Annotated in this window: 28 protein-coding genes; 16 read left to right on the forward strand and 12 right to left on the reverse strand. The window is 71.9% G+C overall.

Going from position 1 to position 26,251, the window contains the following annotated elements; all coding sequences use genetic code 11:
• Positions 1-36 precede the first annotated feature (36 nt).
• Positions 37-948, forward strand: coding sequence for a class I SAM-dependent methyltransferase (locus ACZ7L0_RS06950; RefSeq protein WP_471241374.1), 912 nt, complete (start codon positions 37-39; stop codon positions 946-948).
• 11 nt (positions 949-959) lie between these two features.
• Here ACZ7L0_RS06950 and ACZ7L0_RS06955 read toward each other — a convergent pair whose 3' ends face one another.
• Positions 960-1,610, reverse strand: a complete 651-nt coding sequence (locus ACZ7L0_RS06955) for a TetR/AcrR family transcriptional regulator C-terminal domain-containing protein (protein ID WP_471241375.1) — start codon at positions 1,608-1,610, stop codon at positions 960-962.
• Between the two features lie 65 nt (positions 1,611-1,675).
• On the opposite strand from ACZ7L0_RS06955, the gene ACZ7L0_RS06960 reads away from it, so the two are divergent.
• A complete protein-coding gene (locus ACZ7L0_RS06960) occupies positions 1,676-3,052 on the forward strand; it encodes an FAD-dependent oxidoreductase (RefSeq protein ID WP_471241607.1) in 1,377 nt (458 codons plus the stop codon).
• Positions 3,053-3,059: 7 nt separating this feature from the next.
• Here the strand turns inward: ACZ7L0_RS06960 and leuE are convergent, their stop codons facing one another.
• Together leuE and ACZ7L0_RS06970 are read right to left on the reverse strand one after the other, a co-directional pair.
• On the reverse strand, positions 3,060-3,707 hold the full coding sequence (gene leuE, locus ACZ7L0_RS06965; RefSeq protein WP_471241376.1) for a leucine efflux protein LeuE: 648 nt from the start codon (positions 3,705-3,707) through the stop codon (positions 3,060-3,062).
• Positions 3,708-3,741: 34 nt separating this feature from the next.
• Positions 3,742-5,322, reverse strand: a complete 1,581-nt coding sequence (locus ACZ7L0_RS06970; RefSeq protein WP_471241377.1) for an acyl-CoA mutase large subunit family protein — start codon at positions 5,320-5,322, stop codon at positions 3,742-3,744.
• Positions 5,323-5,413: 91 nt separating this feature from the next.
• Between ACZ7L0_RS06970 and ACZ7L0_RS06975 the strand changes: the two genes are divergently transcribed.
• Positions 5,414-6,241, forward strand: coding sequence for a L,D-transpeptidase family protein (locus ACZ7L0_RS06975; RefSeq protein WP_471241378.1), 828 nt, complete (start codon positions 5,414-5,416; stop codon positions 6,239-6,241).
• A 194-nt stretch (positions 6,242-6,435) separates the two neighbouring features.
• Here the strand turns inward: ACZ7L0_RS06975 and ACZ7L0_RS06980 are convergent, their stop codons facing one another.
• From ACZ7L0_RS06980 to ACZ7L0_RS07000, 5 genes are all read right to left on the reverse strand, one after another.
• Positions 6,436-7,437, reverse strand: a complete 1,002-nt coding sequence (locus ACZ7L0_RS06980; protein ID WP_471241379.1) for a coiled-coil domain-containing protein — start codon at positions 7,435-7,437, stop codon at positions 6,436-6,438.
• Complete coding sequence (locus ACZ7L0_RS06985) at positions 7,437-8,099, reverse strand: RNA polymerase sigma factor (RefSeq protein WP_471241380.1); 663 nt, start codon at positions 8,097-8,099, stop codon at positions 7,437-7,439. The genes ACZ7L0_RS06980 and ACZ7L0_RS06985 overlap by 1 nt, the downstream gene beginning before the upstream one ends.
• Positions 8,100-8,397: 298 nt before the next feature.
• Positions 8,398-9,087, reverse strand: a complete 690-nt coding sequence (locus ACZ7L0_RS06990; protein ID WP_471241381.1) for a hypothetical protein — start codon at positions 9,085-9,087, stop codon at positions 8,398-8,400.
• A 41-nt stretch (positions 9,088-9,128) separates the two neighbouring features.
• Positions 9,129-9,731: an RNA polymerase sigma factor gene (locus tag ACZ7L0_RS06995; protein WP_471241382.1), complete on the reverse strand. Its 603-nt coding sequence runs from the start codon at positions 9,729-9,731 to the stop codon at positions 9,129-9,131.
• Positions 9,732-9,820: 89 nt separating this feature from the next.
• Positions 9,821-10,219: a hypothetical protein gene (locus ACZ7L0_RS07000; RefSeq protein WP_471241383.1), complete on the reverse strand. Its 399-nt coding sequence runs from the start codon at positions 10,217-10,219 to the stop codon at positions 9,821-9,823.
• 184 nt (positions 10,220-10,403) lie between these two features.
• Here ACZ7L0_RS07000 and ACZ7L0_RS07005 point away from each other — a divergent pair, with 184 nt between their 5' ends.
• Positions 10,404-10,898, forward strand: coding sequence for a DUF1877 family protein (locus ACZ7L0_RS07005; RefSeq protein WP_471241384.1), 495 nt, complete (start codon positions 10,404-10,406; stop codon positions 10,896-10,898).
• Between the two features lie 13 nt (positions 10,899-10,911).
• Here the strand turns inward: ACZ7L0_RS07005 and ACZ7L0_RS07010 are convergent, their stop codons facing one another.
• The 3 genes from ACZ7L0_RS07010 to ACZ7L0_RS07020 form a co-directional block, all read right to left on the reverse strand.
• Positions 10,912-11,457: a hypothetical protein gene (locus ACZ7L0_RS07010; RefSeq protein ID WP_471241385.1), complete on the reverse strand. Its 546-nt coding sequence runs from the start codon at positions 11,455-11,457 to the stop codon at positions 10,912-10,914.
• A 155-nt stretch (positions 11,458-11,612) separates the two neighbouring features.
• On the reverse strand, positions 11,613-12,377 hold the full coding sequence (locus tag ACZ7L0_RS07015) for a DUF4328 domain-containing protein (RefSeq protein WP_471241386.1): 765 nt from the start codon (positions 12,375-12,377) through the stop codon (positions 11,613-11,615).
• 130 nt (positions 12,378-12,507) lie between these two features.
• Positions 12,508-14,157, reverse strand: coding sequence for a beta-N-acetylhexosaminidase (locus ACZ7L0_RS07020; RefSeq protein WP_471241387.1), 1,650 nt, complete (start codon positions 14,155-14,157; stop codon positions 12,508-12,510).
• A gap of 153 nt (positions 14,158-14,310) precedes the next feature.
• Between ACZ7L0_RS07020 and ACZ7L0_RS07025 the strand changes: the two genes are divergently transcribed.
• From ACZ7L0_RS07025 to ACZ7L0_RS07070, 10 genes are all read left to right on the forward strand, one after another.
• On the forward strand, positions 14,311-14,871 hold the full coding sequence (locus ACZ7L0_RS07025) for a 2-oxo-4-hydroxy-4-carboxy-5-ureidoimidazoline decarboxylase (RefSeq protein ID WP_471241388.1): 561 nt from the start codon (positions 14,311-14,313) through the stop codon (positions 14,869-14,871).
• 262 nt (positions 14,872-15,133) lie between these two features.
• Positions 15,134-15,514, forward strand: a complete 381-nt coding sequence (gene sdhC, locus ACZ7L0_RS07030; RefSeq protein WP_471241389.1) for a succinate dehydrogenase, cytochrome b556 subunit — start codon at positions 15,134-15,136, stop codon at positions 15,512-15,514.
• Between the two features lie 5 nt (positions 15,515-15,519).
• Entirely contained in the window at positions 15,520-16,002 is a 483-nt protein-coding gene (locus ACZ7L0_RS07035) for a succinate dehydrogenase hydrophobic membrane anchor subunit (protein WP_471241390.1), read from the forward strand.
• 19 nt (positions 16,003-16,021) lie between these two features.
• Positions 16,022-17,776 carry a succinate dehydrogenase flavoprotein subunit gene (gene sdhA / locus ACZ7L0_RS07040; protein ID WP_471241391.1) on the forward strand — a complete coding sequence of 585 codons (1,755 nt, stop codon included), beginning with the start codon at positions 16,022-16,024 and terminating at the stop codon, positions 17,774-17,776.
• Complete coding sequence (locus ACZ7L0_RS07045; protein ID WP_471241392.1) at positions 17,776-18,537, forward strand: succinate dehydrogenase iron-sulfur subunit; 762 nt, start codon at positions 17,776-17,778, stop codon at positions 18,535-18,537. Before sdhA ends, ACZ7L0_RS07045 begins: the two co-directional genes overlap by 1 nt.
• 165 nt (positions 18,538-18,702) lie before the next feature.
• The gene (locus tag ACZ7L0_RS07050) at positions 18,703-19,113 is read left to right on the forward strand and encodes a VOC family protein (RefSeq protein ID WP_471241393.1); all 411 of its coding nucleotides are present in this window, start codon (positions 18,703-18,705) and stop codon (positions 19,111-19,113) included.
• 110 nt (positions 19,114-19,223) lie between these two features.
• The gene (locus ACZ7L0_RS07055; RefSeq protein ID WP_471241394.1) at positions 19,224-19,631 is read left to right on the forward strand and encodes a hypothetical protein; all 408 of its coding nucleotides are present in this window, start codon (positions 19,224-19,226) and stop codon (positions 19,629-19,631) included.
• Positions 19,628-20,122: a thiol-disulfide oxidoreductase DCC family protein gene (locus ACZ7L0_RS07060; protein ID WP_471241395.1), complete on the forward strand. Its 495-nt coding sequence runs from the start codon at positions 19,628-19,630 to the stop codon at positions 20,120-20,122. Before ACZ7L0_RS07055 ends, ACZ7L0_RS07060 begins: the two co-directional genes overlap by 4 nt.
• Positions 20,123-20,133: 11 nt before the next feature.
• Entirely contained in the window at positions 20,134-20,856 is a 723-nt protein-coding gene (locus ACZ7L0_RS07065) for a TetR/AcrR family transcriptional regulator (protein WP_471241396.1), read from the forward strand.
• 90 nt (positions 20,857-20,946) lie between these two features.
• Positions 20,947-21,555: a Uma2 family endonuclease gene (locus ACZ7L0_RS07070; protein WP_471241397.1), complete on the forward strand. Its 609-nt coding sequence runs from the start codon at positions 20,947-20,949 to the stop codon at positions 21,553-21,555.
• Here ACZ7L0_RS07070 and ACZ7L0_RS07075 read toward each other — a convergent pair.
• Positions 21,548-23,965 (reverse strand): MMPL family transporter, encoded by a 2,418-nt coding sequence (locus ACZ7L0_RS07075; RefSeq protein ID WP_471241398.1) that lies wholly within the window; start codon positions 23,963-23,965, stop codon positions 21,548-21,550. The two genes, ACZ7L0_RS07070 and ACZ7L0_RS07075, sit on opposite strands and share 8 nt — an antisense overlap.
• Positions 23,966-24,119: 154 nt before the next feature.
• Between ACZ7L0_RS07075 and ACZ7L0_RS07080 the strand changes: the two genes are divergently transcribed.
• Entirely contained in the window at positions 24,120-24,806 is a 687-nt protein-coding gene (locus tag ACZ7L0_RS07080; RefSeq protein WP_471241399.1) for a response regulator transcription factor, read from the forward strand.
• Complete coding sequence (locus ACZ7L0_RS07085; RefSeq protein ID WP_471241400.1) at positions 24,803-26,248, forward strand: sensor histidine kinase; 1,446 nt, start codon at positions 24,803-24,805, stop codon at positions 26,246-26,248. Before ACZ7L0_RS07080 ends, ACZ7L0_RS07085 begins: the two co-directional genes overlap by 4 nt.
• Positions 26,249-26,251: the final 3 nt, after the last annotated feature.

Genomic DNA, 26,251 nt, shown 5'->3' on the forward strand with positions numbered 1-26,251 from the left:
AAGTCAGTTCTCGGCCGAACCAGGGAGTGCCATCTCATGTCCGCCGTATCAGGCCCGATCCGACCGCCGCGTACGCTCGACGACGTCCCCGGCTGGTTCCCCGTTCTCGACCAGGTGCTCTTCGACTGGTTCCTCGGCCGGCAGGAGGATGCCGGGCTGCGGGGCGACCTGCTGGAGGTCGGGGTGTACCTGGGCAAGAGCGCGATCTTCGCCGGTCGCCATCTGCGCGAGGGCGAGCGGTACACCGTCTGCGACCTCTTCGAGGGCGACGCACCCGACGACGCCAACCGGGCGGAGTCGGCGAAGTCGTACGGCAGCCTCACCCGGCGGGCCTTCGAGGAGAACTACCTCGCCTTCCACGACGAGCTGCCGCGCGTCCTGCACGGCCCGAGCTCCCTGGTGCCGGCCGAGGTGGCGCCGGGCTCCTGCCGGTTCGTGCACGTGGACGCCTCGCACCTGTACGAGCACGTGTACGACGACATCGGCACCGCCCGCGACCTGCTGATGAGCGGCGGTCTCGTCGTCCTGGACGACTTCCGCTCCGAGCACACCCCGGGCGTCTCCATAGCCGCCTGGGAGGCCGTGCTCAACAGGGGGCTGCGCCCGATCTGCCTCAGCACCCAGAAGCTGTACGGCACCTGGGGCGACCCCGGCCCGCTGCAGGAGGAGCTGCTGGCCATGGCGCGGGCCCGCACGGACTGCCACCTCAGCGTGCAGGAGGCGGCCGGGCACCGCATCGTCCGGCTCAAGTCCAAGGGCATGCAGGCCCCGCCGTTCCCGCCGTCCCGGCACCACGTCGACGAGTCCGGCGCCGCCGCGATCCCCGCGCAGCCACGCCCCGTCACACCCCCCGCCCCGACCCACAGGCGCCACGCCCGCCGAATCGCTGCGGACCTGCTTCCCCCCGTCCTCACACGCGCACTGCGCGGCGCCCGGGGTGCCCGCTAGGAGCGCTCAGCTCAGCTCATCCCGTACCGCGCCTCGATCCCCGCGATCACCAGTTCCAGACCCTCCTCGAAGTGCTCGTCGTAGTCCTGGAAGATCTCCGCGCCCGCCCGGGCCGACAGCGGGAAGTCGGTCATCAGGCGGGCGCGTTCCTCGACGTCGTAGCCCTCGCGGCGTTCGCCGGGGAGGGGCTGGACGCCCTGTTCCTCGGTGACGAAGCCGAGGGTGTAGAGGTACGTGGTGGTGGTCGCGCGGACCGCCTGGGCGAGGGTGAAGCCGGCGGCCGTGAACAGGCGCAGGTTCTGCTCCATCTGGTCGGCGTGCTCGATGCCGGTGAAGCGTGAGCCGCTGAAGACCTTCGCGCCGTCCCGGTAGGCGAGCAGCGCGGTCCGCAGGGCGCGGTTGGAGGTCCGCAGCCGGTCCTGCCAGGTGTCGCCGGGGTCGAGGGGCGTGCCCGCGATCAGCCGGCGGTACATCTCGGTGGCCATCTCGTCCAGCAGCGCCTGTTTGTCCTTGAAGTGCCAGTACAGGGCGGGCGCCTTGACGTCCAGCTCCTTGGCGATGGCGCGCAGGGTCAGGCCGTCCAGACCCACCTCGTTCAGGAGCTTCAGGGCGGTGTCCGCGACCCGGGTGCGGTCGAGAGGCGCTCGGCGTTCCGTACTCACACTTGACAGCTTAACAGCGTTAAGGGCACGCTCGTCATCGACAGCACTTAACGGCGTTAAGGAGAATCGCGATGGATGTCCTGATCGTGGGGGCAGGGCCCACCGGACTGGCCCTGGGCGTCGACCTCGCCCGTCGTGGGGTGGACGCGCTGGTCGTGGAGCGGGCGGACGGGCTGTTCCCGGGATCGCGCGGCAAGGGGATCCAGCCGCGTACGCAGGAGGTCTTCGACGACCTCGGCGTGCTGGACGCGATCCGCGCGGCGGGCGGCTCCTACCCGCCGCAGATGATCTGGAAGGAAGGCGAACGCGTCGGCGCGCAGCCGATGTTCGATGTCGTGGAGGCGGAGGAGGGTGCGCCGTACACCGAGCCGTTGATGGTGCCGCAGTGGCGGACGCAGGAGATCCTGCACGCGCGGCTGGTGGAGCTGGGCGGACAGGTCGCCTTCGGACGCGAGGTGAGGGGTCTGGAGCAGGACGGCGAGGGCGTGGGCGTCCGGTTCGCCGACGGTACGGCCCTGCGTGCGCGGTATGTCGTCGCGGCCGACGGCGGGCGTTCGGCCGTACGGCGGGCGGTGGGCGTGGGGATGACCGGCGAGACGGTCGACCCGAGCCCGTTCCTGGTGGCGGACCTGCGGGTGAAGGGTCTCGACCGGGAGTACTGGCACGTCTTCCCCGGGTCCGACGGCACCGGCCTCACGCTGTGCCCGCTCGCCGGCACGGACGACTTCCAGCTGTCCGCGAAGCTGCCGGAGGGCACCGAGCCGAAGCTGACCCTGGACGGCGTCCGCGAGCTGGTCGCCGCGTACACGCACCTCGACGCAGAGGACGTCACCGAACTGCGCTGGGCCTCGGACTTCCGGCCCCGCGCGGCGCTGGCGGACCGCTTCCGGGTGGGCCGCGTGTTCCTCGCGGGCGACGCCGCGCACGTGCACTCACCGGCCGGCGGGCAGGGGCTGAACACCAGCGTCCAGGACGCGTACAACCTGGGCTGGAAGCTGGGCGCGGTGCTGCGGGACGGGGCGCCAAAGGAGCTGCTGGACACCTACGAGGAGGAGCGGCGCCCCAACGCCGCGGCCATGCTGGGCCTGTCGACCGGGGTGCACCGCGGAGAGGTGCGGCGCGGGAAGGCGACGGTGCAGCTCGGGCTGGGATACCCGCGGTCGTCCCTGAGCGAGGACCGGCGTGCCGTGCCGTCCGGTGTACGGGCGGGCGACCGGGCGCCGGACGGCACGGTGGACGGCGTGCGGCTCTTCGACGCCTTCCGGGGACCGCACTGGACGCTGCTGGGCGCGACCGCGTCCGTCGCGGGGGTACGGGCGCTCCCGGCCGCCCCGGAGTCGTACGGCCCGGGTGTGTTCCTGGTCCGGCCGGACGGTTACGTCGGCTGGGCGGGCGAGACGGCGACGGGCCTCGGGGAGTACCTCACCCGCGTGGGCCGGTGACGCGGGGCTAGGCGCTCGCCAGCGACAGCTTCACCGCGAACCCCAGGAACAGCGCGCCCGCCGCCGAGGTCGCCGTCGCCGACAGACGCCCGCGGCGGCGGAAGGCGGCGGCCAGCTTGGTGCCGCCGAATATCAGGGCGCTGAGGTAGAGGAAGCTGGCCAGCTGGGCGAAGGCGCCGAGGACGACGAAGGAGAGAGCCGGGTAGGCGTAGCCCGGGTCGACGAACTGCACGAAGAAGGCGACGAAGAACAGGATCGCCTTGGGGTTGAAGAGGCTGACGACGAGGGCCCGGCGATAGGGCCGCTCGTCGCTCGGGGTGGCGGCGGCCTCCGGGGCGGCCTCGGTGCCCCTGCCCCGCCACATGCCCCGCGCGGCCCGCAGCATCCCCACCGCCAGCCAGGTCAGATACCCGGCCCCCGCGTACTTCACGATCCCGAACAGCAGCGCGTTCGCCTGGAGCAGTGAGGCGACCCCGGCCGCCGACAGCGTCATCAGCACGGCGTCCCCGCACCAGACCCCGGCCGCGGCGGTGTATCCCGCGCGGATACCCCGGCGGGCGGCGACCGAGAGGACGTACAGGGAGTTGGGGCCGGGGAGCAGGACGATCAGGACGAGGCCTGCCAGGTAGGTGGGGAGATCGATGACGCCGAACATGGAAAGGAGTGTCGCACGGGGGTACGACAGTCGCTCAGAACGCGTCCGAGGGCACATAGCTCCCCCAGACCTCCCGGAGGGCGTTGCACACCTCCCCCACCGTCGCCCGGGCCCGCAGCGCCTCCTTCATCGGATACAGCACGTTGTCCTCCCCCTCCGCCGCCTTCTTCAGGGCGGCCAGCGCCGAGTCCACCGCGCCCTGATCGCGCTCCGCCCGCAGCCTGGCGAGCCGTCCCGCCTGCTGGGCCTCGATCGCCGGGTCCACGCGGAGCGGCTCGTACGGTTCCTCCTCGTCGTACCGGAAGCGGTTGACGCCGACGACGACCCGCTCCCCCGCGTCCGTCTCCTGGGCGATCCGGTAGGCGTTGCGCTCGATCTCCGCCTTCTGGAAGCCGTGCTCGATCGCCGCGACCGCCCCGCCGAGGTCCTCGACCCTGCGCATCAGGTCCATCGCCGCCGCCTCCACGTCGTCCGTCATCCGCTCGACGGCGTACGAGCCCGCGAAGGGGTCGACGGTCGCGGTCACGTCCGTCTCGTGGGCCAGTACCTGCTGGGTGCGCAGGGCCAGGCGGGCGGACTTGTCCGTGGGGAGCGCGATGGCCTCGTCGAAGGAGTTGGTGTGCAGGGACTGGGTGCCGCCGAGCACGGCCGCCAGGGCCTGCACGGCGACGCGGACGAGATTCACCTCGGGCTGCTGGGCCGTCAGCTGGACGCCCGCCGTCTGGGTGTGGAAGCGGAGCATCAGCGACTTGGGGTCCTTCGCGCCGAACTCCTCCCTCATCACCCGCGCCCAGATCCGGCGCGCGGCGCGGAACTTGGCGACCTCCTCCAGGATCGTCGTACGGGCGACGAAGAAGAAGGACAGCCGGGGTGCGAAGTCGTCGACGTCCATGCCGGCCGCGACCGCCGTACGGACGTACTCGATGCCGTCCGCGAGGGTGAAGGCGATCTCCTGCGCGGGGGAGGCACCCGCCTCGGCCATGTGGTAGCCGGAGATCGAGATGGTGTTCCACCTGGGGATCTCGGCCCCGCAGTACTTGAAGATGTCCGCGATCAGGCGGAGGGAGGGCTTCGGCGGGAAGATGTACGTGCCCCGCGCGATGTACTCCTTCAGGACGTCGTTCTGGATCGTGCCCGTCAGCCGGTCGGCCGGCACGCCCTGCTCCTCCGCGACGAGCTGGTAGAGGAGCAGCAGGAGAGCCGCCGGCGCGTTGATGGTCATCGACGTGGAGACCTTGTCCAGCGGGATCCCGCCGAACAGCACCCGCATGTCGTCGATCGAGTCGATGGCCACGCCGACCTTGCCGACCTCGCCGTGGGCGAGGGGCGCGTCGGAGTCGTGGCCCATCTGGGTGGGCAGGTCGAAGGCGACGGACAGGCCCGTCGTGCCGTGCTCGATCAGTTGCCGGTAGCGGGCGTTGGACTCGGTCGCCGTGCCGAAGCCGGCGTACTGGCGCATCGTCCAGGGGCGGCCGGTGTACATGCTGGGGTACACGCCCCGGGTGAAGGGGTACGCGCCCGGCTCGCCCAGCTTCTCCACAGGGTCCCAGCCGGTCAGGTCCCCCGGCCCGTAGACCGGCTCGATCGGCAGTCCGGACTCCGACTCACGCGCCATGGTGTGTGCCTCCGCAGTACGTGCAGGGACGATCGGTACTCCTCACCATGCCCCGTTGTTCGGCGCCGGTCACGCGGGGAAGCATCTCGGGATGAGCCGCATCGGACGCTCGACCGCCGCACTCCTCTCCGCCGCCGCGCTCGCCGTCCTCAGCGGCTGCACGGTGCGGGCCCCGGACGCGGACGGCAAGCACCGCTCGCCGGTGCGCATCGAGTTCCCCACCGGCCGGGCGTCCGCTCCGGCCGGTCCCGGTCCCGCGCCGAGCTCCGCCCCCGCCCGTGTGGCCGCCCGCGTCCTGTGGTCCCCCGGCGACAGCGGGACGGACGTGCGCGAGCTGCAGGCCCGGCTGCGGCAGGTGGAATGGCTCTACGACGGGCCGACGGGGACGTACGACGATCTGACGGAGAACGCCGTCAGGGGCTTCCAGCGCAAGCGCGGGCTGCCGCAGACCGGTGCGACCGACACCGTCACCTGGCAGCGGCTGCTGGGCATGACCCACGAGCCGGGCAAGTGGGAGCTGTACCTGATGGGCGGTCAGCCCGCCGCCGCGCCCGATCCGCGCTGCCTGACCGGACGGGTGCTGTGCATCAGCAAGACCAGCAGGACGCTGCGCTGGATGGTCGACGGGCGGACGGTGTCCACGATGGCGGTGCGCTTCGGCACGCAGTACACGCCCACGCGGGAGGGGGTCTTCCACGTGTACTGGAAGTCGCGGCACCACGTGTCGACGCTCTACGACTCGCCGATGCCCTACGCGATGTTCTTCAGCGGGGGCCAGGCGGTGCACTTCTCGTACGACTTCGCCGCGCGCGGTTACGCGGGCGGCTCGCACGGCTGTGTGAACGTGCGGGACGAGGCGGCGATCGCGGCTCTGTTCGCGCAGGTGAGGAACGGCGACAAGGTCGTCGTCTCCTGGTGACCACGCACTGCGGGGCGCGGGCGGGACCGGGGGAACGTGTCCCGCCCGCGCCAGGTGCACGAGCCGTGGGTACGGGGGGAACCCCGGCTCAGTGCGACGGCCGATGACCAGTCGGCTCACTCTCTACTGCGTACCGGCGGACGAAAGTGTTACGCGCTGCCGCGAAAAAGTTTCCCGGCCCACGAAAGCGCAGGTCAGAGCGCGGTGTACGTCGGGGTCGGCGACGGCGTCAGGGGGGTGGTCGCCGTATGCCGCGGGACCAGCGGGACGAAGGCCGAGGGGGTGGGTGTGACGAGGCCCCCGTCATGGTGGTGGTCATTGCCGCCCCGCCCTATGGGGCCGTCGTCGTCACCGCTCTGGTGGCCGCCCCTGCCGTTCTCGCCGTCGCCCTTGTGGTCGCCGGGGTGCCCGGACGTCTCCAGGACGCCCTCGCAGTACTTCCACACCCGCGCGGAGCCGCCCGCCAGCCCCTCCAGGGCGCGCTTGCGGCCGGCGCCGAGTTCCTTGCCGGCCCGGATCTCGCGGCAGGCCGAGGGCGCGCCGCTCCACCAGGTGCCGGTGCCGTGGGAGGGGCCGGGCGAGCCGGTGGCACCGCCCTCGGCCGGGCCCTGGGGGTCCGCGCCGGGCGAGGAGCCGTCGCCGGGGGTGCCGCTCGCGCCGCCGCTCGGCTGCCGCGGGCCGGCGGTGCCGCCCAGGGTGCCGTCCGGGGAGGGCGAGGTGAGCGGGCGCTCGGGGGTCACGGCGGCCGAGACCGAGGCGTCCGGCCCGGGGGTCTCGTCGTCGAACGGCGTCGGCAGCACTCCGGTCCCGGCGGCCACGGCGACCCCGCCCAGCGTGCCCATGGCCAGCGCGGCGGCGAGCGCGAGGCGCACCGGGCGGGCCCAGCGGGGGCGGCGCACGGCATGGGACCGGCCGCCGATGCGGACCAGCCCGGCGTCGTCCCCGCCGTTGGCGGTGACCTCGCCGGCCGCACCGGTCTCGCCGGACTCGCGGGCCTTGCGGAAGGCGGCCAGCGCTGCTTCCTCACCACGGAGTTCGGTGTCGGCCGAGGTGGCGTCGACGGACAGGGCGCCGAGGGTCTTGGCGAGCCGTTCGGCCTGATCACGGGCGGAGGCGTCGACGGCTTCGAGCGACTCACCGCGCAGCAGACGTTCCGCCGTTTCGCGGTTCAGCCACCTGTAGTGCTCGTCGGCCATCACATGTCCTTCTGCGTCCGCGCACGCGTATGCGTCACAGTGGCGGACGACACGGCGCGACCGCGGGGTTCTCGCTGGGGCGGCAGCGCGTCGAGGACGCCGGCCGCGTCGGGATCCTCGCCGAGCAGCTCCGCGAGCCGCTTCAGACCGCGGTGCGCGGCGGTGCGTACGGCACCCGCGCGCTTGCCGAGCGTCTCGGCGGCGGTCTTGGCGTCCAGGCCGACGACGACGCGCAGGACGACGGCCTCGGCCTGGTCCTGCGGGAGGCGCGCGATGAGGGAGAGGGTGCTGTCGGTGGCCAGGGCCTCGATGGCCTCGCCCGCGGTGTCGGACTCTGCGGCCCGGCCGGTCAGCTCGGTCTCGTCGCCGCCGATGGCGGGGCGGCGCCCGCGCATCCGTATGTGGTCGAGGGCGCGGTTGCGGGCGATCCGGGCGGCCCAGCCGCGGAAGCGGTCCGCGTCGCCGCTGAACCGCTCCAGGTCACGGGCGATCTGCAGCCAGGCCTCGGATGTGACGTCCTCGGCGTCCGGGTCGCCGACCAGCGTCCGCACGTACCCGAGCAGTCGCGGATGCACCGCGCGGTAGACCGTCCGGAACGCGGTCTCGTCCCCGGCCTGTGCCGCACGTACCGCGGCGGTCAACTCCGCGTCGTCCCCCAGCACCTGGTTCCTCAGTAGATGGTCGCGGCTCCGAGGCCGCCGTTAGTTGCAGCGATCATGCATTCGCGCTCGACGCGAAAGGCACGTTACGACCTGAAACCGCTCCTCGTCCATGTCCGTACAAGTTGCAACTAACTCGTGACGCGGTGGACCGTGGCGGGGTGTGACAGAAAACGCACTCATGGCGCTGTAGGAAGTACGGGCCGCCGCGCGGTCCGTGCCGCGCGACGGCCGGGGCCTCTCCTGTGGGGGGTGGCGGTCCCGGCCGTTGCCCTGGCGGCGATCGACGGGGTGAGCGGACTCACTTGTCCTTCTTGGCCTTTCCGGCCTTCTCCGCCTTGTTCGCGTTGTCCGCCTTGCTCGGGCTCTTGCTCTTGGCCGCCTTGTTCGTCTTCGTGGCCTTGGGCGCCCTGCCCGTCTCCGCCTCCGCCGCGAGCCGCTCGGCGCAGTAGGCGGCGACGTTCGCCTCGCCGCCGGCCGCCGTGACCAGCCGCTGCCAGGCCTTCGCGTCCAGCGCCTTGCCGTGGCCCTCGACCGCCTCGTAGGCCCGGCAGTGCGCCAGGGTGTCCTTGGCGGTCGCCGGGCGGCCGGAGGGCGCCCGGACGGACGACGGGGGCCGCGACGGGGACGGTGTCCGGGCGGTCGTCGCGCCGGCCGGGCCGTCCGAGCGGGTCCGGTCGCCGTGCGCCTCGCCCGAGGCGCCGACCGTGCCGATGGCGGCGACCGCCACCCCGCCCAGGGCCAGGCTCGCCAGCAGCATCACCGCCGTCGCCCGCGCCGAGCGCAGCACGCGCCGCCGCTCGCGGGGCCGCCAGTCGTCCCGGCTCCGGGTCCGCGCCCGCGGCGCCCCGGCGTCCCGCACCGCCAGGAACGCCTCGGCGGCCCGCCGCTCACGGCCGGCGTCGACACCGCCCGGGCGCAGCGCGGCCCCGAGCAGCTCTCCGACGTGCCGTCGGCCGGGTGGGCCGCCGCCGTCGTGGCCTTCACCCATGGGCGCATCCATTCCTGTGCGGCGGGGCGCCGCGTCGTCGGTCACTTCGACTCCCCCAGCGTGCGAGGGCCGTCGTCCGTCACACCGTCCGTCCCGTCCGCCACGCCCAGCATTCCGGCCAGCCGCTTCAGCCCCCGGTAGGCGGCGGTGCGCACCGCGCCGGGGCGTTTGCCGAGGACGCGGGCGGCGGCGGGGCCGTCGAGGCCCACGACCACCCGCAGCAGCACGGCCTCGGCCTGGTCGCGCGGCAGCCGGCGCAGCAGCGCCAGCGCCTCCTCGGTGGAGATGGACTCCAGGGCCTGCTCAGGGGTGCTGTGCCGGCCGGGGAGCTCCAGTACGTCCTGTTCCAGCGCCGTCGCCCGGGGCCGCACCCGCAGCCGGCGCAGATGGTCCAGGGCCCGGTGCCGGGCGATGGTCGCGCTCCAGCCGCGGAAGCCCGCCCCGTCGCCCTTGAACCGTCCGAGGTCCCGGGCGATCTCCAGCCAGGCGTCGGAGGCCACGTCCTCGGCGTCGTCCCCGACCAGGCCGCGCAGATAGCCGAGGAGACCGGGCTGCACCAGCCGGTACAGCACCGCGAAGGCCGCCTCGTCGCCCTCCTGGGCCCGCGCGACGGCCGCGCCCAGTTCCCCGTCGTACGCCTGCACGCGGCGGGTGTCCCCTCCCTGGCCCCGAGAACCGTCCTCGATCCCCCAAGGTCATCAGCGTCGGCGCCCAGCGAAGTGTCACAGCGCCCTCAGTGCCGTGACGTGGTCCCCTCCGTCGCGTCCCGGCACAGCAGCCGCAGGGAGCCGTGCCCGCCGAAGCAGCGCCGGGCCTCGTCGATGGGGTCCCACAGACGCCCGTCGGGCGTGCGGATCCAGTGGTCGCCGCCGGTCGCCCACCACTCGGCGCCGGTCTGCCGGACGATCACCTCACCGGCGTACGCCCCGAAGCCGCGCAGCACGCCCTGCACGGCGTCGTGCGGCGGCTCCTCGCGTCGTATCTCCTCGATCATCCGGTCGACGCGCCACAGGCTCTGCGCCGAGTAGTCGAGCCGGACCCGCGCGCCCTCGCGCATGGTCGCCACCGCGTCCGCCGCCCACCGCGCGGGCTTCGTGGCGGCGTGCGGCCTGGTCTCCTGATGTGGTGTCACGTACTGCGCTGTCACATAGGGAAAAGCGGGTCCGGCGGGCCTTTCGTCACGGCGATCCGGCCCGTTTCCGCAACCGGCGCAACACCGCCCCGGCTCCACCGCAGGACGGTCACAGGACCTGCGCGCCCTTCGGGGTTTGGGGCGGGAGTGATGTTCCGCGCCTCCCGTGCGCTGCTAACTGACGATGACTATGTGCTTCCACCTCCGCGCGGTGCCGCCCGGGGAGTTAACAGACGACGTGCCCTCGCTGGAGCGGCTGTTCCAGGACGACTGGGAGGCCGTCCGGGGACGGATCGGCCTGCGCCGGGAGGAGCTGCTGGACCAGCGCTATCTGGACCACGAGCTGCTGTACGCCGGTGCGCCCCCGCATCCCGCGGAGGACGGTCCGCGCGCCCGGGTCGTCCTCGGCGGCCGGCCGGTGTTCCACTCGGCGCTCGGGCTGCCCCCGTTCCTGCTGCTCACCGCGGCCGAGGCGGTCGCCGTCGCCGCCTTCCTCGCGTCGGCCGACTTCGAGGCGCTGTGGCGGGAGTCCCGCGACGACCTGCTCCCCCGGTACGGCGGACCGGCCGTCGAGCCCCAGACCCGCGGCGTCTTCGCGGCCGCGCACCGCGACCTCACGGAGTTCTACGCCCAGGCCGCGAAGGCCGGGGAGGCGGTGGTGAAGTGGCTGGTGCTGTGAGGCCGCGTACCGCTCACACCCGTCCCCGGGCCCGCCGGGACACCACCGCGCGCAGCACCCGGCGCCCCTCGGTCGACACCTCCAGGGCGCCGCGCAGGCCGGCCGGGCCGTGGCCGGCGAGGAGTTCCAGGACGGCGACCTGGCGGCGCAGCTCGGCGGCGACCAGGGGCGGCATGCCCTCCGTACGGCCCTCGCGGCGAGAGTCGACCGAGGAGGCGTCCTCGGCGGGGTCGAGGAGCCGGTGGATCTGGAGCGAGGCCACGGAGCAGGCGTCGGCCCACACCCGTACCTGGCTACCGGCGCGGGCGGCCGGGGCGGCGCCGAGCATCCGGCGGGCCAGACCCGCCGCCTCGCCCTCGGCCGGCTCGCCCGGGCCGAGCGCGGCGCGCGCCTTCTCCAGGCACTCCGTCCAGTCGCCACCGTCCGCGAGGCTTCCCCACAGCGGTCGCAGGACCTCGTCGTCACCGCCCAGCAGGGGCACGCACCGATCCAAACAAGCCAACCCGCTGGCGGCCAGTCCGCGCTCGTCGGCCTGAGCGATCAGCTCAACCAGGCTCATCCACGCCTCCCACTGGGGTCCACGCCAGGGCGCCGACCTTTACGAAGCCCGCATTTCCCCTTACTGCGTGCGACGGCTCGGGAGTGTCACAGGAGTTCCGCGGCGAGCCGGCCGATGAGGCGGAAGAAAGGGTTTTCGGCCACCGGGGTACCGGGTCAGACCGCGGCGGGCGCCTGCCCCGCGAGCGCCTTGCGGTGCTGCATGCCGGTCAGGCTCAGCACCACGGCGATGGCGAGGGCCGCCGCCGCGATGTCCATGGCGTCGGAGAACAGCATCAGGCGGGCGGCGTCGTGCAGCTCCTGCGCGCCCTCGGCCTTGCGGTACGAGGTGTACGCGGCCCGGTCGGCGACCATCGACACGAGCCACAGCGTCCACCAGGCGTTGACCAGCGCATGCGGCCGGGGCGCGCCCCAGGGAGCGCTGGCGTCCCAGATGTCGAGGGTGACCCGGCGCGGTATCCACAGGTTCGCGATCGGGGTGAACCAGCCGCCGATCGCCCAGCCGCGCTTCCTGCTGTGCCCGAAGGGGCTGAAGACCTCGGCGTTGACCCGGACCCGGTGGAACCAGCACAGGTAGACGATGATGCCGGCCAGCAGCGCGCTGAGCTGGGCGGTGCCGGAGGCCTCGTAGAGGGTGTCTGCGTGGTCGGCGCGGCGGCTGACGTCCGCGGCGTACGAGCCGTTCAGGAGGTCGCCCGAGACGTCGAACTGCAGGACGTCCGCGTAGATCGCGAACAGGTCGGTGGCGATGACGAGCCCGAGCACCGCCGCCGCGGCCCGGCCGAGCCCGACCGGCGAGCGCAGCCAGGCGACCGGCGCACCGGCGAACGGCGGGGCGGGCGGCTCCGGGGCGGCGGAGCACCTGGTGCACAGGGTGCCGCCGGGCGCGGCGGCGAAGTGGTGGCAGCGCGAACAGATCACGGTGGGTCCCCCGAGGTGTGGTCGAGACGCCGGGCGCCCGGCTCTCCCCCGAGGCGCCCGTGCGGCATGCGGAAGATACGGTTCGCGAGCGCCACTCGTCCACCGCGATACGCGGGCCGCCGGACAGGCCCTAGCCCACCCGGTCCGCCAGCTTCCGGAACTCCACCCAGGACAGGGCCGGTTTGCCCGGATCCCACAGCTTCTGCACGGTCGCGCGCAGTGGCATCCTGATCCCGGCGGCGACCTGGGCCTCGGTCTGGGCGTTCGGGAAGTCGCTCCACACGGCGAAGGAGCCGCCGAGGATCTGTCCGTCGTACCGTGCCGGGACGGCGGTGGTGCCGCGCAGTACGCGGGGGGTCCACTGCTCGTAGATCCGCTGTCCGGTCGGGTAGACGAAGGTCTGCGGCTGCCCGAGGACGTAGTACAGGAACTCGTCGTTGTAGTTGACGACCTTCCGCCCCGCGCTCAGGTACTCCACCGGCTGCCGGGCGCCGATCTCCTTACCCGTCCAGTAGGCGACCTCCAGGTCCTTCGCGGGCCGCACGGAGGTGCGGCGGAAGAAGCCGTCGTTCCACGCGCGCATCGAGCGGCCGTGGGCGCGGACGGTGTCGGCGCGGTCGTTCAGCCAGCCGGTGGCCAGGTCGGCGACGGTCCCGCCGGCGCCGTAGGCCTGCCGGGCGGCGGCGGCGAGCTGCGGGTAGGAGGTCTCGGGGCTGGCCACGGTCAGCGCCTGGTACTCGTCGCCGCCGAGGTTCCACCGGCCGCCGGGGAACAGGTCGGCGTACTCGTCGAGCAGGTCGTCCACGATGGCCGCGGCGCTGTCCTTGGAGATGTCGACCGCCCCGCGCGTCGGGACGCCCCGCGCGTTGCGCAGCTGGAGGTCGGGGTGGGCGGCGATGACGGCGCCGAGGTGCCCGGGCGAGTCGATCTCGGGCACGACGGTGATGTGCCGGCTGGCCGCGAGGTTCACGATGTCCTTGACCTGCGCCTTGGTCAGATGGTCCTGCGACACCACCTCGGGGTGGGTCGTGGACTCGATCCGGAAGCCCTGGTCGTCGGAGAAGTGCAGGCCCAGCTCGTTGAACTTCAGGTCCCCCAGCTCGCGCACCCGGTCCTCGATCCAGTTCGCGGTGTAGGGCTTGCGGGCGATGTCCAGCATGAACCCGCGCCGGGGCTTGGCGGGCTGGTCGCGCACGACGCCCTCCGGGGCGGTGCCGCCGCCGTGGACCTCCTGCTTGAGGGTGCGGGTGCCGTAGAAGACGCCCGCGTCGGCGGACCCGCTTATGCTCACCCGGCCGCCGCGCACGGTCATGGTGTACGACTCCGGGTTCGCGCCCTCGTCGTCGTTCAGCGACAGCCGTACGTCCCCGGCGCGCACGTCGTCCTTCTCTCCCGCGTACGACAGCCCCAGCTCACCGGCGACCAGCCGCCCCTCGTCGGCCAGGTCGGCGTCGCTCACCACCACGCGCTGACCGTGCGCCGGGCGCCAGCCGGGGCCGCGGGCGGGGGTGTGGGACCGTACGGCCGGGATCGTGCGGGGCGTTCGGGACAGCGGGTAGGACCGGGTGGGCGTCGGACTCGGTGTGCTCGACGTGGGATCGGCCGGGGTCGCCCTGCCGTCCGCGGACCGCTGGGCCGAGGCCGCCGACCCGCCGCTGTCCGCGGAGGCCCAGACCCCGAGCCCGGCTCCGAGCCCGATCGTGCCGACGAACGCCGCGACGGCGACGGCCCGCCTCCGCCTCACCTGCTGCGCCGACCCCCGGCGCCTGTGCTGGCTCACCTTTCCAACCTACGACTCCCGGCCCCGACCTTCGTCATCCACACATTCCGAAACTCTCCCGTCCGAGTGAAATTGGGGCATCCATCGGACACAGCGTGACCACTCTCGATAACGTGATGACACATCTCTCACACAACATCCCTAACACCACACGTGACGCGAGGACCCACGCTGCCTGCGCACCCGTACCCCTCAGGCCGAGTGGCCATACCGGCGCTCCCCGAGCAGACCCGCACCCCGCCGTCCGCCACCGCGCTGGAGGCGTTCAACGCCGCACCCGCCGACGAGGCCCACACCATCCTCCTGACCTGCCTCCACAGCCCCCGCTGGGCCACCCGCGTCGCCGACCACCGCCCCTACCCCGACCTGGACGCCCTCCTGGCCGCGGCGGACGAGGCGGCGTACGACCTGTCCCCGGCCGAGCTCTCGGAGGCCCTGGCGGGCGAGTCGCTGCCCGCCCTGCCGGAGGGCACGTACTCGGCGGCCCACACGGCCCTCAGCGCCGCGCACGCCGCTTACGAGGCCCGCTTCGGACACGCGTTCGTCATCAGCCTGGACGGCGTGGCCCCGGGCGAGGCCCTGGACCACATCCTGGAAGCCATCCGGTCACGATTGGCAAACGATCCGGACGACGAACGGGTGGTGACGGCAGAACAACTCCGCCGCCTGGCGAGAGGGCGTCTGGTCGACTCCGTGAGGGGCGCGGAACTGTGACGGTGCGCGGCTCCGCCGTGTGGCGCGACCGGCCCGAACGGCGCCGCACCCGGCGTTCAGGAGCACGTCCCGCCCCGTAAGCCGCCCGTTAATAGCCCGTCCGAGCACCTTTAGGTGCCATTTTGATCACACCGGCAGGCCCCCCGCTCAGCCCCGCCGCAGCACCTGGCTACGATGCTGGGGGCCGGTGGACCGTACCCGGCCGGGCCCGACCGACACCGAAGCCGGCAGGCCCTAGTCCCCGCTCCCGGAGGGTTCTTCCGTGCCGGCTGGAACGCTGTACCGCGGCCGGGAAGGAATGTGGTCCTGGGTGGCTCATCGAGTCACCGGCGTCCTCATCTTCTTCTTCCTGTTCGTTCACGTGCTGGACACCGCACTCGTCCGTGTCAGCCCCGAGGACTACGACAAGGTCGTAGCCACCTACAAGACGCCTGTCGTCGCGCTGCTGGAGTACGGCCTCGTCGCCGCCATCCTCTTCCACGCGCTCAACGGCCTGCGCGTCATCGCCGTCGACTTCTGGTCGAAGGGCCCGCGCTACCAGAAGCAGATGCTGTGGACCGTCGTCGGCGTCTGGGTCGTCCTGATGGCCGGCGCGATCTACCCCGTCCTGGGCCACGCCGCTCGTGTCCTCTGGGGGAGCTGACGCCGATGTCCACCACTGAAACCACCGCGTCCGGGATCGGCCCCGTCGAGGGCGGCTCGCTCTACAGCGTCGACAACCCGGCCCCCTTCATCGAGGCCCCGCGCAAGCGCACCCGCAAGACCCCCAAGTCCACCCGGGGCAACTTCGAGCTGGCCGCCTGGCTGTTCATGCGCCTGTCCGGCGTCGTGCTGGTCGTGCTGGTCATCGGCCACCTGCTGATCCAGCTCGTGCTGGACGGCGGCGTGTCGAAGATCGGCTTCGCCTTCGTGGCCGGCCGCTGGGCGTCCCCGTTCTGGCAGGTGTGGGACCTCCTGATGCTCTGGCTGGCGATGCTGCACGGCGCCAACGGCCTGCGCACGGTCATCAACGACTACGCGGAGCGCGCGAACACCCGGCTGTGGCTGAAGGGCCTGCTCTACACCGCCACGGTGTTCACCATCCTGCTGGGCACGCTGGTGATCTTCACCTTCGACCCGAACATCCGCTAGGCACGGGGCTGCGAGAATCATGAAGATCCACAAGTACGACACCGTCATCGTCGGCGCCGGTGGCGCCGGTATGCGCGCCGCCATCGAGTCGACGAAGCGCAGCCGCACCGCCGTGCTGACCAAGCTCTACCCCACCCGCTCCCACACGGGCGCCGCGCAGGGCGGCATGGCCGCCGCGCTGGCCAACGTGGAGGAGGACAACTGGGAGTGGCACACCTTCGACACGGTCAAGGGCGGTGACTACCTGGTCGACCAGGACGCCGCCGAGATCCTGGCGAAGGAGGCCATCGACTCCGTCCTCGACCTGGAGAAGATGGGCCTGCCGTTCAACCGCACCCCGAACGGCACGATCGACCAGCGCCGCTTCGGCGGTCACAGCCGCAACCACGGCGAGGCCCCGGTCCGCCGCTCCTGCTACGCGGCCGACCGCACCGGCCACATGATCCTCCAGACGCTGTACCAGAACTGCGTCAAGGAGGGCGTGGAGTTCTTCAACGAGTTCTACGTCCTCGACCAGCTGATCACCGAGGTCGACGGCGTCAAGAAGTCGGCCGGTGTGGTGGCGTACGAGCTCGCGACCGGCGAGATCCACGTCTTCCAGGCGAAGGCCGTGATCTACGCCTCCGGCGGCTGCGGCAAGTTCTTCAAGGTGACGTCGAACGCGCACACGCTGACCGGTGACGGCCAGGCGGCCGTCTACCGCCGGGGTCTGCCGCTGGAGGACATGGAGTTCTTCCAGTTCCACCCGACCGGCATCTGGCGCATGGGCATCCTGCTGACGGAGGGCGCCCGCGGTGAGGGCGGCATCCTCCGCAACAAGGACGGCGAGCGCTTCATGGAGAAGTACGCGCCGGTCATGAAGGACCTCGCGTCCCGTGACGTCGTCTCCCGCTCCATCTACACGGAGATCCGGGAAGGCCGCGGCTGCGGCCCGGAGGGCGACCACGTCTACCTGGACCTGACGCACCTTCCCCCGGAGCAGCTGGACGCCAAGCTGCCGGACATCACGGAGTTCGCGCGTACGTACCTCGGCATCGAGCCGTACACGGACCCGATCCCGATCCAGCCCACCGCGCACTACGCGATGGGTGGCATCCCGACGAACGTCGAGGGTGAGGTCCTGGTGGACAACACCACCGTCGTCCCCGGCCTGTACGCGGCCGGCGAGGTCGCCTGCGTCTCGGTGCACGGCGCCAACCGCCTGGGCACCAACTCCCTGCTGGACATCAACGTGTTCGGCAAGCGGGCCGGCATCGCGGCGGCGGAGTACAGCCAGAAGGCGGACTTCGTCGAGCTGCCGGAGAACCCGGAGTCCCTGGTCGTCGAGCAGATCGAGCGGCTGCGCACCTCCACCGGCAACGAGCGGGTGGCGGTCCTGCGTCGCGAGCTGCAGGAGACCATGGACGCCAACGTCATGGTGTTCCGCACCGAGCAGACGATCAAGACGGCGGTCGAGAAGATCGCCGAGCTCAGGGAGCGCTACCGGAACGTGGCGATCCAGGACAAGGGCAAGCGGTTCAACACGGACCTCCTCGAGGCCATCGAGCTGGGCAACCTGCTGGACCTGGCCGAGGTCATGGCCGTATCGGCCCTGGCCCGCAAGGAGTCGCGCGGCGGTCACTACCGCGAGGACTACCCCAACCGCGACGACGTCAACTTCATGCGCCACACCATGGCGTACCGCGAGGTCGGCGCCGACGGGTCCGAAACCGTCCGTCTCGACTACAAGCCGGTCGTCCAGACCCGCTACCAGCCGATGGAGCGTAAGTACTGATGGCAACCCCCGTTATGGACAAGGTGGAGGCCGATTCCGCCGCGTCCCCGTACATCACGGTCACCTTCCGGGTCCGCCGCTTCAACCCGGAGGTCTCGGCCGAGGCGACCTGGGACGACTTCCAGCTGGAGATCGACCCCAAGGAGCGCGTCCTCGACGGCCTCCACAAGATCAAGTGGGACGTCGACGGCACGCTGACCTTCCGCCGCTCCTGCGCGCACGGCATCTGCGGCTCGGACGCGATGCGGATCAACGGCAAGAACCGCCTCGCGTGCAAGACCCTGATCAAGGACATCAACCCCGAGAAGCCGATCACGATCGAGCCCATCAAGGGCCTGACGGTCCTGAAGGACCTGGTCGTGGACATGGAGCCGTTCTTCCAGGCGTACCGGGACGTGATGCCCTTCCTGATCACGAAGGACACCAACGAGCCGACGCGTGAGCGTCTGCAGTCGGCGGAGGACCGCGAGCGCTTCGACGACACGACGAAGTGCATCCTCTGCGCCGCCTGCACGTCCTCCTGCCCGGTCTTCTGGAACGACGGCCAGTACTTCGGCCCGGCCGCCATCGTCAACGCCCACCGCTTCATCTTCGACTCGCGTGACGAGGCGGGCGAGCAGCGACTGGAGATCCTGAACGACAAGGACGGCGTCTGGCGCTGCCGCACGACCTTCAACTGCACGGACGCCTGCCCGCGCGGTATCGAGGTCACCAAGGCGATCGCAGAGGTCAAGCGGGCCCTGATCACCCGCCGCTACTGACGTCCGCCGGTTTCCGTACACCGGCTCTGGTACGTCTTCGAAGGCCCCGTTCCCCGGCTGCTCGCCGGGGGCGGGGCCTTCCCCTTTCGACGGGCCTCGCCTCAACGGGTGATCACACTGCCTGCCCGCGCCCGGTCCGGGGCGGGGGCGACTTAATCTGATGGCATGTCAGATGACCAGTCCTACGAGCTGCTCGGGTTCGACAACGTGCTGCTGCCCGTCGGGGACCTCGACGAGGCCGTGGAGTTCTACGAGCGGGCCGGCTTCGCGGTGGGGTTCCGGTTCGACGAGGCCGGGATCGCGCTGCTGAAGGTCGGGGGCGAGACGCCCGGGATCCTGCTGCGGGTGGAGGAGGGACTGGGGCACCGGCCACCGCCCTGGGCCTCCCCCCGGATGTGGCTGGAGGTGCCGGACGCCCGCACGGCGGGCCGCAGGCTCGCCGACGCCGGGATCGCCGCGCTCGACCAGCCCTTCGCCGTGGCCACCGGGTGGAGCGTGGAGGTCGCGGACCCCTGGGGGAACGTCCTGGGCTTCGCGGACTACAGCAAGCGGCCGGAGCTCGGCCGGCGCCCCTGAACCGGGCCCGGCCCCGGGTCCACCCCCCCCCCATTGAGTTGAACACGTTCAAAAACAGGGCTACAGTCGTCACTGTCAGCTTTTTGAACGTGTTCAAGAAGGGTGGGGGCATGGACCGTACCGTCATCGCCTACGTCATCTACCTGGTCGTCAGCATCGCGCTGACCGTCTGGGTGGCCCGCACGCTCAGCCACAACGGGCGGGTGTTCCTCGCCGACGTGCTGCGCGGCAACGAGAAGCTCGCCGAAGCCGTCAACCACCTCCTGGTGGTCGGCTTCTACCTGGTCAACCTCGGCTTCGTGGCGCTGTTCCTGAGCAGCAGCGGGACCATCGACGACACCCGGGGCATCTTCGAGGCCCTGTCGGCCAAGCTGGGCGTCGTACTGCTGGTGCTCGGCGCGATGCACCTGGGCAACGTGTACGTGCTGAACCGGATCCGGCGGCGCGGCGCGATGGACCGGGAGCAACTGCCGCCCGTCGAACCGCAGGGCTGGGTCGCGCCCCCGGCCGGGGCGTGAGCGCGGTGCCGGCCACCGGGGACCGGGGCGCCACGCGCGTCCCGGTCCGCGGGCTGACCGTGCTGTACGACGCCGACTGCGCCCTGTGCGGCCACGTACGGGACTGGCTCGTACGGCAGCCGCAGTTGGTGCCGCTGGAACTGGTCCCGGCTGGGTCGGCAGAGGCGCGGGCGCGCTTTCCCGGGCTCGACCACCACGGCACCCTCGACGAGGTCACCGTGGTCGGGGACGCCGGACAGGTCTACCGGTCCGCCGCCGCCTGGGTCGTGGTGCTCTGGGCGCTGCGCGAGCACCGCCCGCTCGCCCACCGGCTGAGCACACCGGCCGGCGCCGCGCTGGCCAAGGGCGCGGTGCTGGCGGCGGCCCGGTGGCGGGGGGCGCAGTGGGGCGGGAAGGCGTACCGCCGGGCGGACGGGTGGTCGTACCACCCGAGCCAGGGGTGGTCCTACTCCCCGCCGGGCTGTGACGGCGGTGCCTGCGGCAGTCGTTAGGCTCTTGTCCCGTGTCCGCGAAGAACGAAGCCAGCAAGTCCGAGCAGACCCGCGCGCTGATCCTGGAGACGGCGATGCGGCTGTTCCAGGAGCGCGGCTACGACAAGACGACCATGCGGGCCATCGCCAAGGAGGCCGGGGTCTCCGTCGGCAACGCGTACTACTACTTCGAAGGCAAGGAGCACCTGATCCAGGGCTTCTACGACCGGATCGCCGCCGAGCACCAGGTGGCGGTCCGGGAGGTCCTGGACCGGGAGACCGACCTGGAGGCGCGGCTCGCGGGGGTGCTGCGGGCCTGGCTGGACATCGCCACTCCGTACCACGAGTTCGCGGTGCAGTTCTTCAAGAACGCCGCCGATCCCGACAGCCCGCTCAGCCCCTTCTCCCCCGAGTCCGAGCACGCGCGCGCGGCGGCCATCAGCATCCACCGGGAGGTGCTGGCGGGCACGAAGACCAAGGTGCCGGAGGAACTGCGGGACATCCTGCCCGAGCTGATGTGGCTCTCGCAGATGGGGCTCGTCCTGTACTGGATCTTCGACCGGACCGAGGGGCGCGAGCGCAGCTACCGGCTGGCCGAGCGGGGGGCACGGCTCACCGCGCGGGGCGTGTACCTGGCGCGGTTCCGGGTGCTGCGGCCGCTCGTGCGGGAGGTGCACGAGCTGTTCACGGACTTCCTGCCGGGGATGACGAGGGCGCTGCCGGATCCGGCGGGCCGTGGGCGGCAGGGCGAGTGATCACTTTCGGGTGAAGCGGTTCGAACGGGACACCTGGCACCCGGCCTGCCTACGATGATGCTCTCGACACCAGCCCACGGGAGGCACGTGATGTCCGCAGCATCCGTCGAGCGGCCCCATGGAGACCGTCCGCTGATTGCGGAGGCGAACCGACTCATGGACCGCCTTCCGGGCTACCGCGTCGAGATCATCGGAGGCCAGATCCTCGTGTCCCCGCCCCCCGACGGCCCGCACAGCGTAGCCCTGACCGACCTCATGCTGCCTTTTGTGAGTGCCGGCCTCCACGGGGCGGAGTCGAAAGTGGTCCAGGGCATCGGCCTGTGGCTGCCGACCGGCACCGAGGATTACGCAATCCCCGACCTCTCCCTGGTCGACGCCGACTTCCGGGACCACTACGCCGAGAACAACTGCTACGACCCCATCTGTTTCCGCCTGGTCCTGCAGGTGACCTCGAACAACTACCGGACCGACCTGCGCGACAAGGTGAAGGCGTACGCCAGCGCCAAGATCCCGATCTATGTGATCGTCGACCGCAAACACCAGCGCCTCCACGTACTCACCGGGCCTGCCGGGGACGACTACGAGAACCATCGCCCGCACTCCCCCGGCGAGATCGTCACCCTGCCCGCATCCATCGGCGCCCAGGTCACCCTCAACGTCAAGGAAGTCCTCAAAGCCGGGCAGACCGAGGTCAGTTGACCGCGTCCACCTCCCCCTCAGTCAACTCCACGTCGTACACCAACGGCCCGTCCCCCACGGCCACGTGCCGGGCACGGGAGCCGTACGGCCCCGCCGTGACCGCCAGCAGATACGAGCCCGGTCCCGGCACCGAGACGATGTACGAACCGTCGGCCAGGGACGTGACCCGGTCCAGCTGACGCCCGCCCTTGGTCAGCAGGGTGACGGAGGCGTCCTCCACCGGTTCGCCGTCGGGCGTGCGGACGAAGCCGTGGACCACCGACGCGGGGCCCTCCTCCTCGGCCGGGGGAAGCTCGGCCTCTTCCTTGGGCTCCACCGCCAGATGCGGCAGCCGCCTCTCCAGCCACTCCGGCAGCCACCAGTTCGCCCGGCCCAGCAGATGCATCGCGGCCGGCACCAGCGCCGTACGCAGGATGAAGGCGTCCAGAGCCACCGCCGCCGCCAGGCCCACGCCCGCCATGGCCGCGCCCGAGTCGCCGCTCAGTACGAAGGCCAGGAACACGCAGACCATGATCAGGGCCGCGGAGTTGATCACGCGGCTGGTCTCGGCCAGGCCGACCCGCACCGCCCGTGCGTTGTCCTTCGTGTGCACCCACTCCTCGTGCATACGGCTGACCAGGAACACCTGGTAGTCCATGGACAGGCCGAAGAGCAGGGACAGCATGATGACCGGCAGGAAGGCGTTGATCGGGCCCTCCTTGCCGAGACCGAGCAGGTCCAGGCCCCAGCCCCACTGGAAGATCGCCGTCAGGACGCCGAAGGAGGAGGCCGCCGCGATCAGGTTCATCACCGCGGCCGTCAGCGGCACCACCAGGGAGCGGAAGGCGATCAGGAGGAGCAGGAAGCCGAGCCCGATGATCGTGGCGATGAAGTACGGCAGGCGGTCGCCCGTGACCGACGCGAAGTCCTTCGAGACGGCGGTGACCCCGCCCACGTGGGCCCGTGCGTCCGCGCCCGGGATCACCTTGTCCCGGAGGGTGTCGATGAGGTCGTCCGTCTGCTTCGACTGGGGTGACGTGGTCGGGACGACCTGGATCACCGTCACGCCGTTGGCGGGCGGCAGGGCCGCCACCCGGGCCACCCCGGAGGTCGCCCCGATGTCCTTGGCCAGGGTCGCGGTGTCGCCGCTGGAGACCACCACCTGCAGCGGGCCGTTGAAGCCGGGGCCGAAGCCCTCCGCGAGCAGGTCGTAGGCCTTCCGGGTGGTCGTGGACGCGTCGTCGTTGCCCTGGTCCGTCGCGCCCAGGCGCAGGGACAGTACGGGCAGGGCGAGGACGGCCATGAGGACCAGGGCGAGCGCGGCGGTCGTACGGGGCCGCTTCTGGACGCCCGCCGACCAGCGGGCCGCGAGGCCGCTCGCCCGGTCCTGCTCCGGGCCGTGCTCGGCGAGGCGGCGGCGCTGGCGGCGGCTGAGCACGCGCGGGCCGAGGAAGCCGAGCAGGGCCGGGAGGAGGGTGGTCGCGGCCAGCACGCTCAGCACGACCGTGAGGGAGGTGCCGATGACCACGCCGTCCAGGAAGCGCAGGTTGGTCACCAGCATGCCGGCGAGGGCTATGCACACCGTGCCGCCCGCGAACAGCACCGCCCGGCCGGAGGTGTTGAGCGCGGTGACCGCCGAGTCCTCCGGCGCCATGCCCTTCAGGATGCCGCGCCGGTGCCGGGTGACGATGAACAGCGCGTAGTCGATGCCGACGCCCAGGCCGATCAGGGTGGCCAGCAGCGGCGCCAGGTCGGGGATGTCGGTGGCGTGGCTGAGCAGCTGGGTGGAGAACAGGCCGGTGCCGACGCCGAAGACGGCCACCCCGATCGGCAGCAGCATCGCGAAGAGCGAGCCGAACGCCAGGAAGAGCACGACCGCCGCCGCGAGGATGCCGACCATCTCCGCGAGACCCGTCGGCGGCTCCTGCACCCGCTGGATCGCCTGGCCGCCCAACTCCACTTCCAGGCCGCCGCGTTCGGCGCCCTGAGCGGTGTCGACGACGTCCTCGACCAGTTCCTTGGGGACGGCGTTCGCCTGGTCGGCGAAGGTGATCTGCGCATACGCGATACGCCCGTCACGACTGATCTGGGCCGCGCCCTGTGCGCCCGCGTAGGGGCTGGTGACGCCACCGACACCCTTCATCCCCGCGATCTTCTTCAGCGCGGGCTCCATCCGGGACCGCACGGCCGCGTCCCTGACCGTGCCGCCGTCCACCTTCCACACCACCGTGTCGGTGTCGCCCGCGCTGTTCGGGAAGGCCTTCTCCATGAGGTCGTACGCGCGCTTGGAATCCGTGTTCGGGAGGGAGAAGACGTTCGCGTAGTCCGTGCCCGCGGTCGAGCCCGCGAAGCCCAGACCGAACAGCGCCCCCACCCACAACAACAGGACCACCAGCCGGTGCCGGTAGCACCACCGTGCCCATGCCGTCACGTTCTCTGCTCCTCACATGATCGGTCGGTTCCCCCGGGTCCTGGCACCAGCATCGGCAACTCCACGCGCGCGGGGACACGGACTCGTCCGACTCTCAAGGAACTCCAAAGCTCGAACCGCCCCCGCCGTCGGCGGCCCCGCCGATACTGGGGGCATGACGGCTCCAGGCACCGTGCTCGTGGTGGAGGACGAACCGAGCATCGCGGACGTCCTCGCCATCGCCCTGCGCTACCACCGCTTCGAGGTGATGACCGCGGGCACCGTCCGCGAGGCCCTCGCGCTCACCGACCGCACCCGGCCCGACGCCGCCCTGCTCGACGTCATGCTGCCGGACGGCGACGGCCGCGCCCTGGGCCGCGAACTGCGCGCCCGGCAGCCCGGCCTGGCGCTGGTGTTCCTCACCGCGCGCGACGCGCCCGCCGAGATCGTCGGCGCGCTCGGCTTCGGCGACGACTACATCACCAAGCCGTTCGACATCGACGTGGTCGTCGCCCGGATCGGCGCGGTACTGCGCCGCACCCGCCAGACGGACGTCATACCCGAGCGCCCGCCCCTGCGCTACGGCGACCTCGAACTGGACGAGACGACGTACTCGGTGCACCGCGCGGGCCGCTCCGTCGAGCTGACCCCGACCGAGTACGCGCTGCTGCGCTTCCTGGTGCGCAACGGCGGCCGGATCGTGCCGAAGGAGCAACTGCTGCGCCACGTCTGGCAGTACGAGCACGTCCCGCCCGACTCGACCGTCGTGGAAACGTACATAAGTTATCTGCGGCGCAAGCTGGACACCCTGGGCCCACCCGTGATCACCACGCGCCGCGGCGTCGGATACGGGCTGGCATGAGGCCACACCGCAGGCGCGGGGCGCACTCCCTGCGCGTCAAGCTCACCCTGGCCAACGTCGGTCTGCTCGCCGTCGGCATCGTGGTGGCCACCGCGGTGAGCCTGATGGGGATGCGGCACTACCTGGTCGGCCAGATCGACACCGGACTGACCAAGATGCGGGACTCGCTGGGCAGTTCACGGCTCACGCTGCACGACGTGGACTCGCTCGGCGTACTGGGCGTCGTACGCGACCGCCTGACGCCCCCGTACGCGCAGGAGCAGAGCACACCGGACTCGATCTTCACCGCCGTCGACGGCCGGGGCAGGGCCCTCACCCTCCTCGACGTCCCGCCCACCGACGCCCAGCGCGCCCTCGCCGCCGCCGTCACCGACCCCCGGTCCCTCGCCGCGGATCCCGCCCCGCACGAGGTCACCGTGCACGGCGCCGCCTACCACGTGACCGCGACCCGTCTCGCCGACGGGCCGTACATCCTGCTCGCCGGCTCCACCGAGGCCCTGCACCAGGGCATAGCCAAGGCCCTCAAGCTCGACCTCGCCGTCGGCACGCTGCTGCTCTCGCTGCTGTGCTGCCTGACCATGGTCAGCGTCCGGCGCCGGCTCAGGCCCCTGGAGGACATGGTGGAGACCTCCTCGGCCATCGCCGAGGGCGACCTCACCCGGCGCGTGCCCTCCAGCCACCATCCGACACAGGAGGTCGAACAGCTGCGGCTGGCCCTCAACTCCATGCTCCACCAGGTGGAGTCGGCGTACCGCACGCGCGAGCACACCGCGGCCCAGCTGCGCCGCTTCGTCGCGGACGCCTCCCACGAGCTGCGCACCCCGCTGGCGGCGATACGCGGCTACCTCCAGCTGTACGACAAGGGGATGCTCAGCGAGCCCGCCGAGCGCAAGCGGGCCTGGGACCGGATGAACGGCGAGGCCGACCGGATGGGCCGGCTCGTCGACGAACTGCTCACCCTGGCCCGCCTCGACCAGCGGCCCGAACTGCGCCTGCGGAACGTCGATCTCAGCCGCCTGGTGCGCGAGGCGGCCGAGGACCTCAGGGTGCAGCAGCCGGACCGGCCGGTCACGGTGTCGGCCGACGGCGCCCTGCTGGTGCGCGCCGACGAGTCGGGCCTGCGGCAGGTGCTGGGCAATCTGCTGGCCAACGTCCGCACGCACACGCCCGCCGACGTGCCGGTGCGGCTGGGCGTGGAGCGCGCGGACGGGGTGGTGCGGCTGTGTGTCGCCGACGAGGGGCCCGGGCTGGCCGAGGAGGACGCCGCCCGCGTCTTCGACCGCTTCTTCCGGGCGGGCGGGGGCGCGGGCAGCGGGCTGGGCCTCGCCATCGTGCAGGGCGTGGTCGACGCGCACGGCGGCGAGGTGGCCGTGCGGACGGCGCCCGGCGAGGGACTGAGGGTGACGGTGACCCTGCCCGCGCGCACGCCCGTACGGTCCTGAACT

The organism is Streptomyces sp. NPDC039424 (assembly GCF_055639495.1).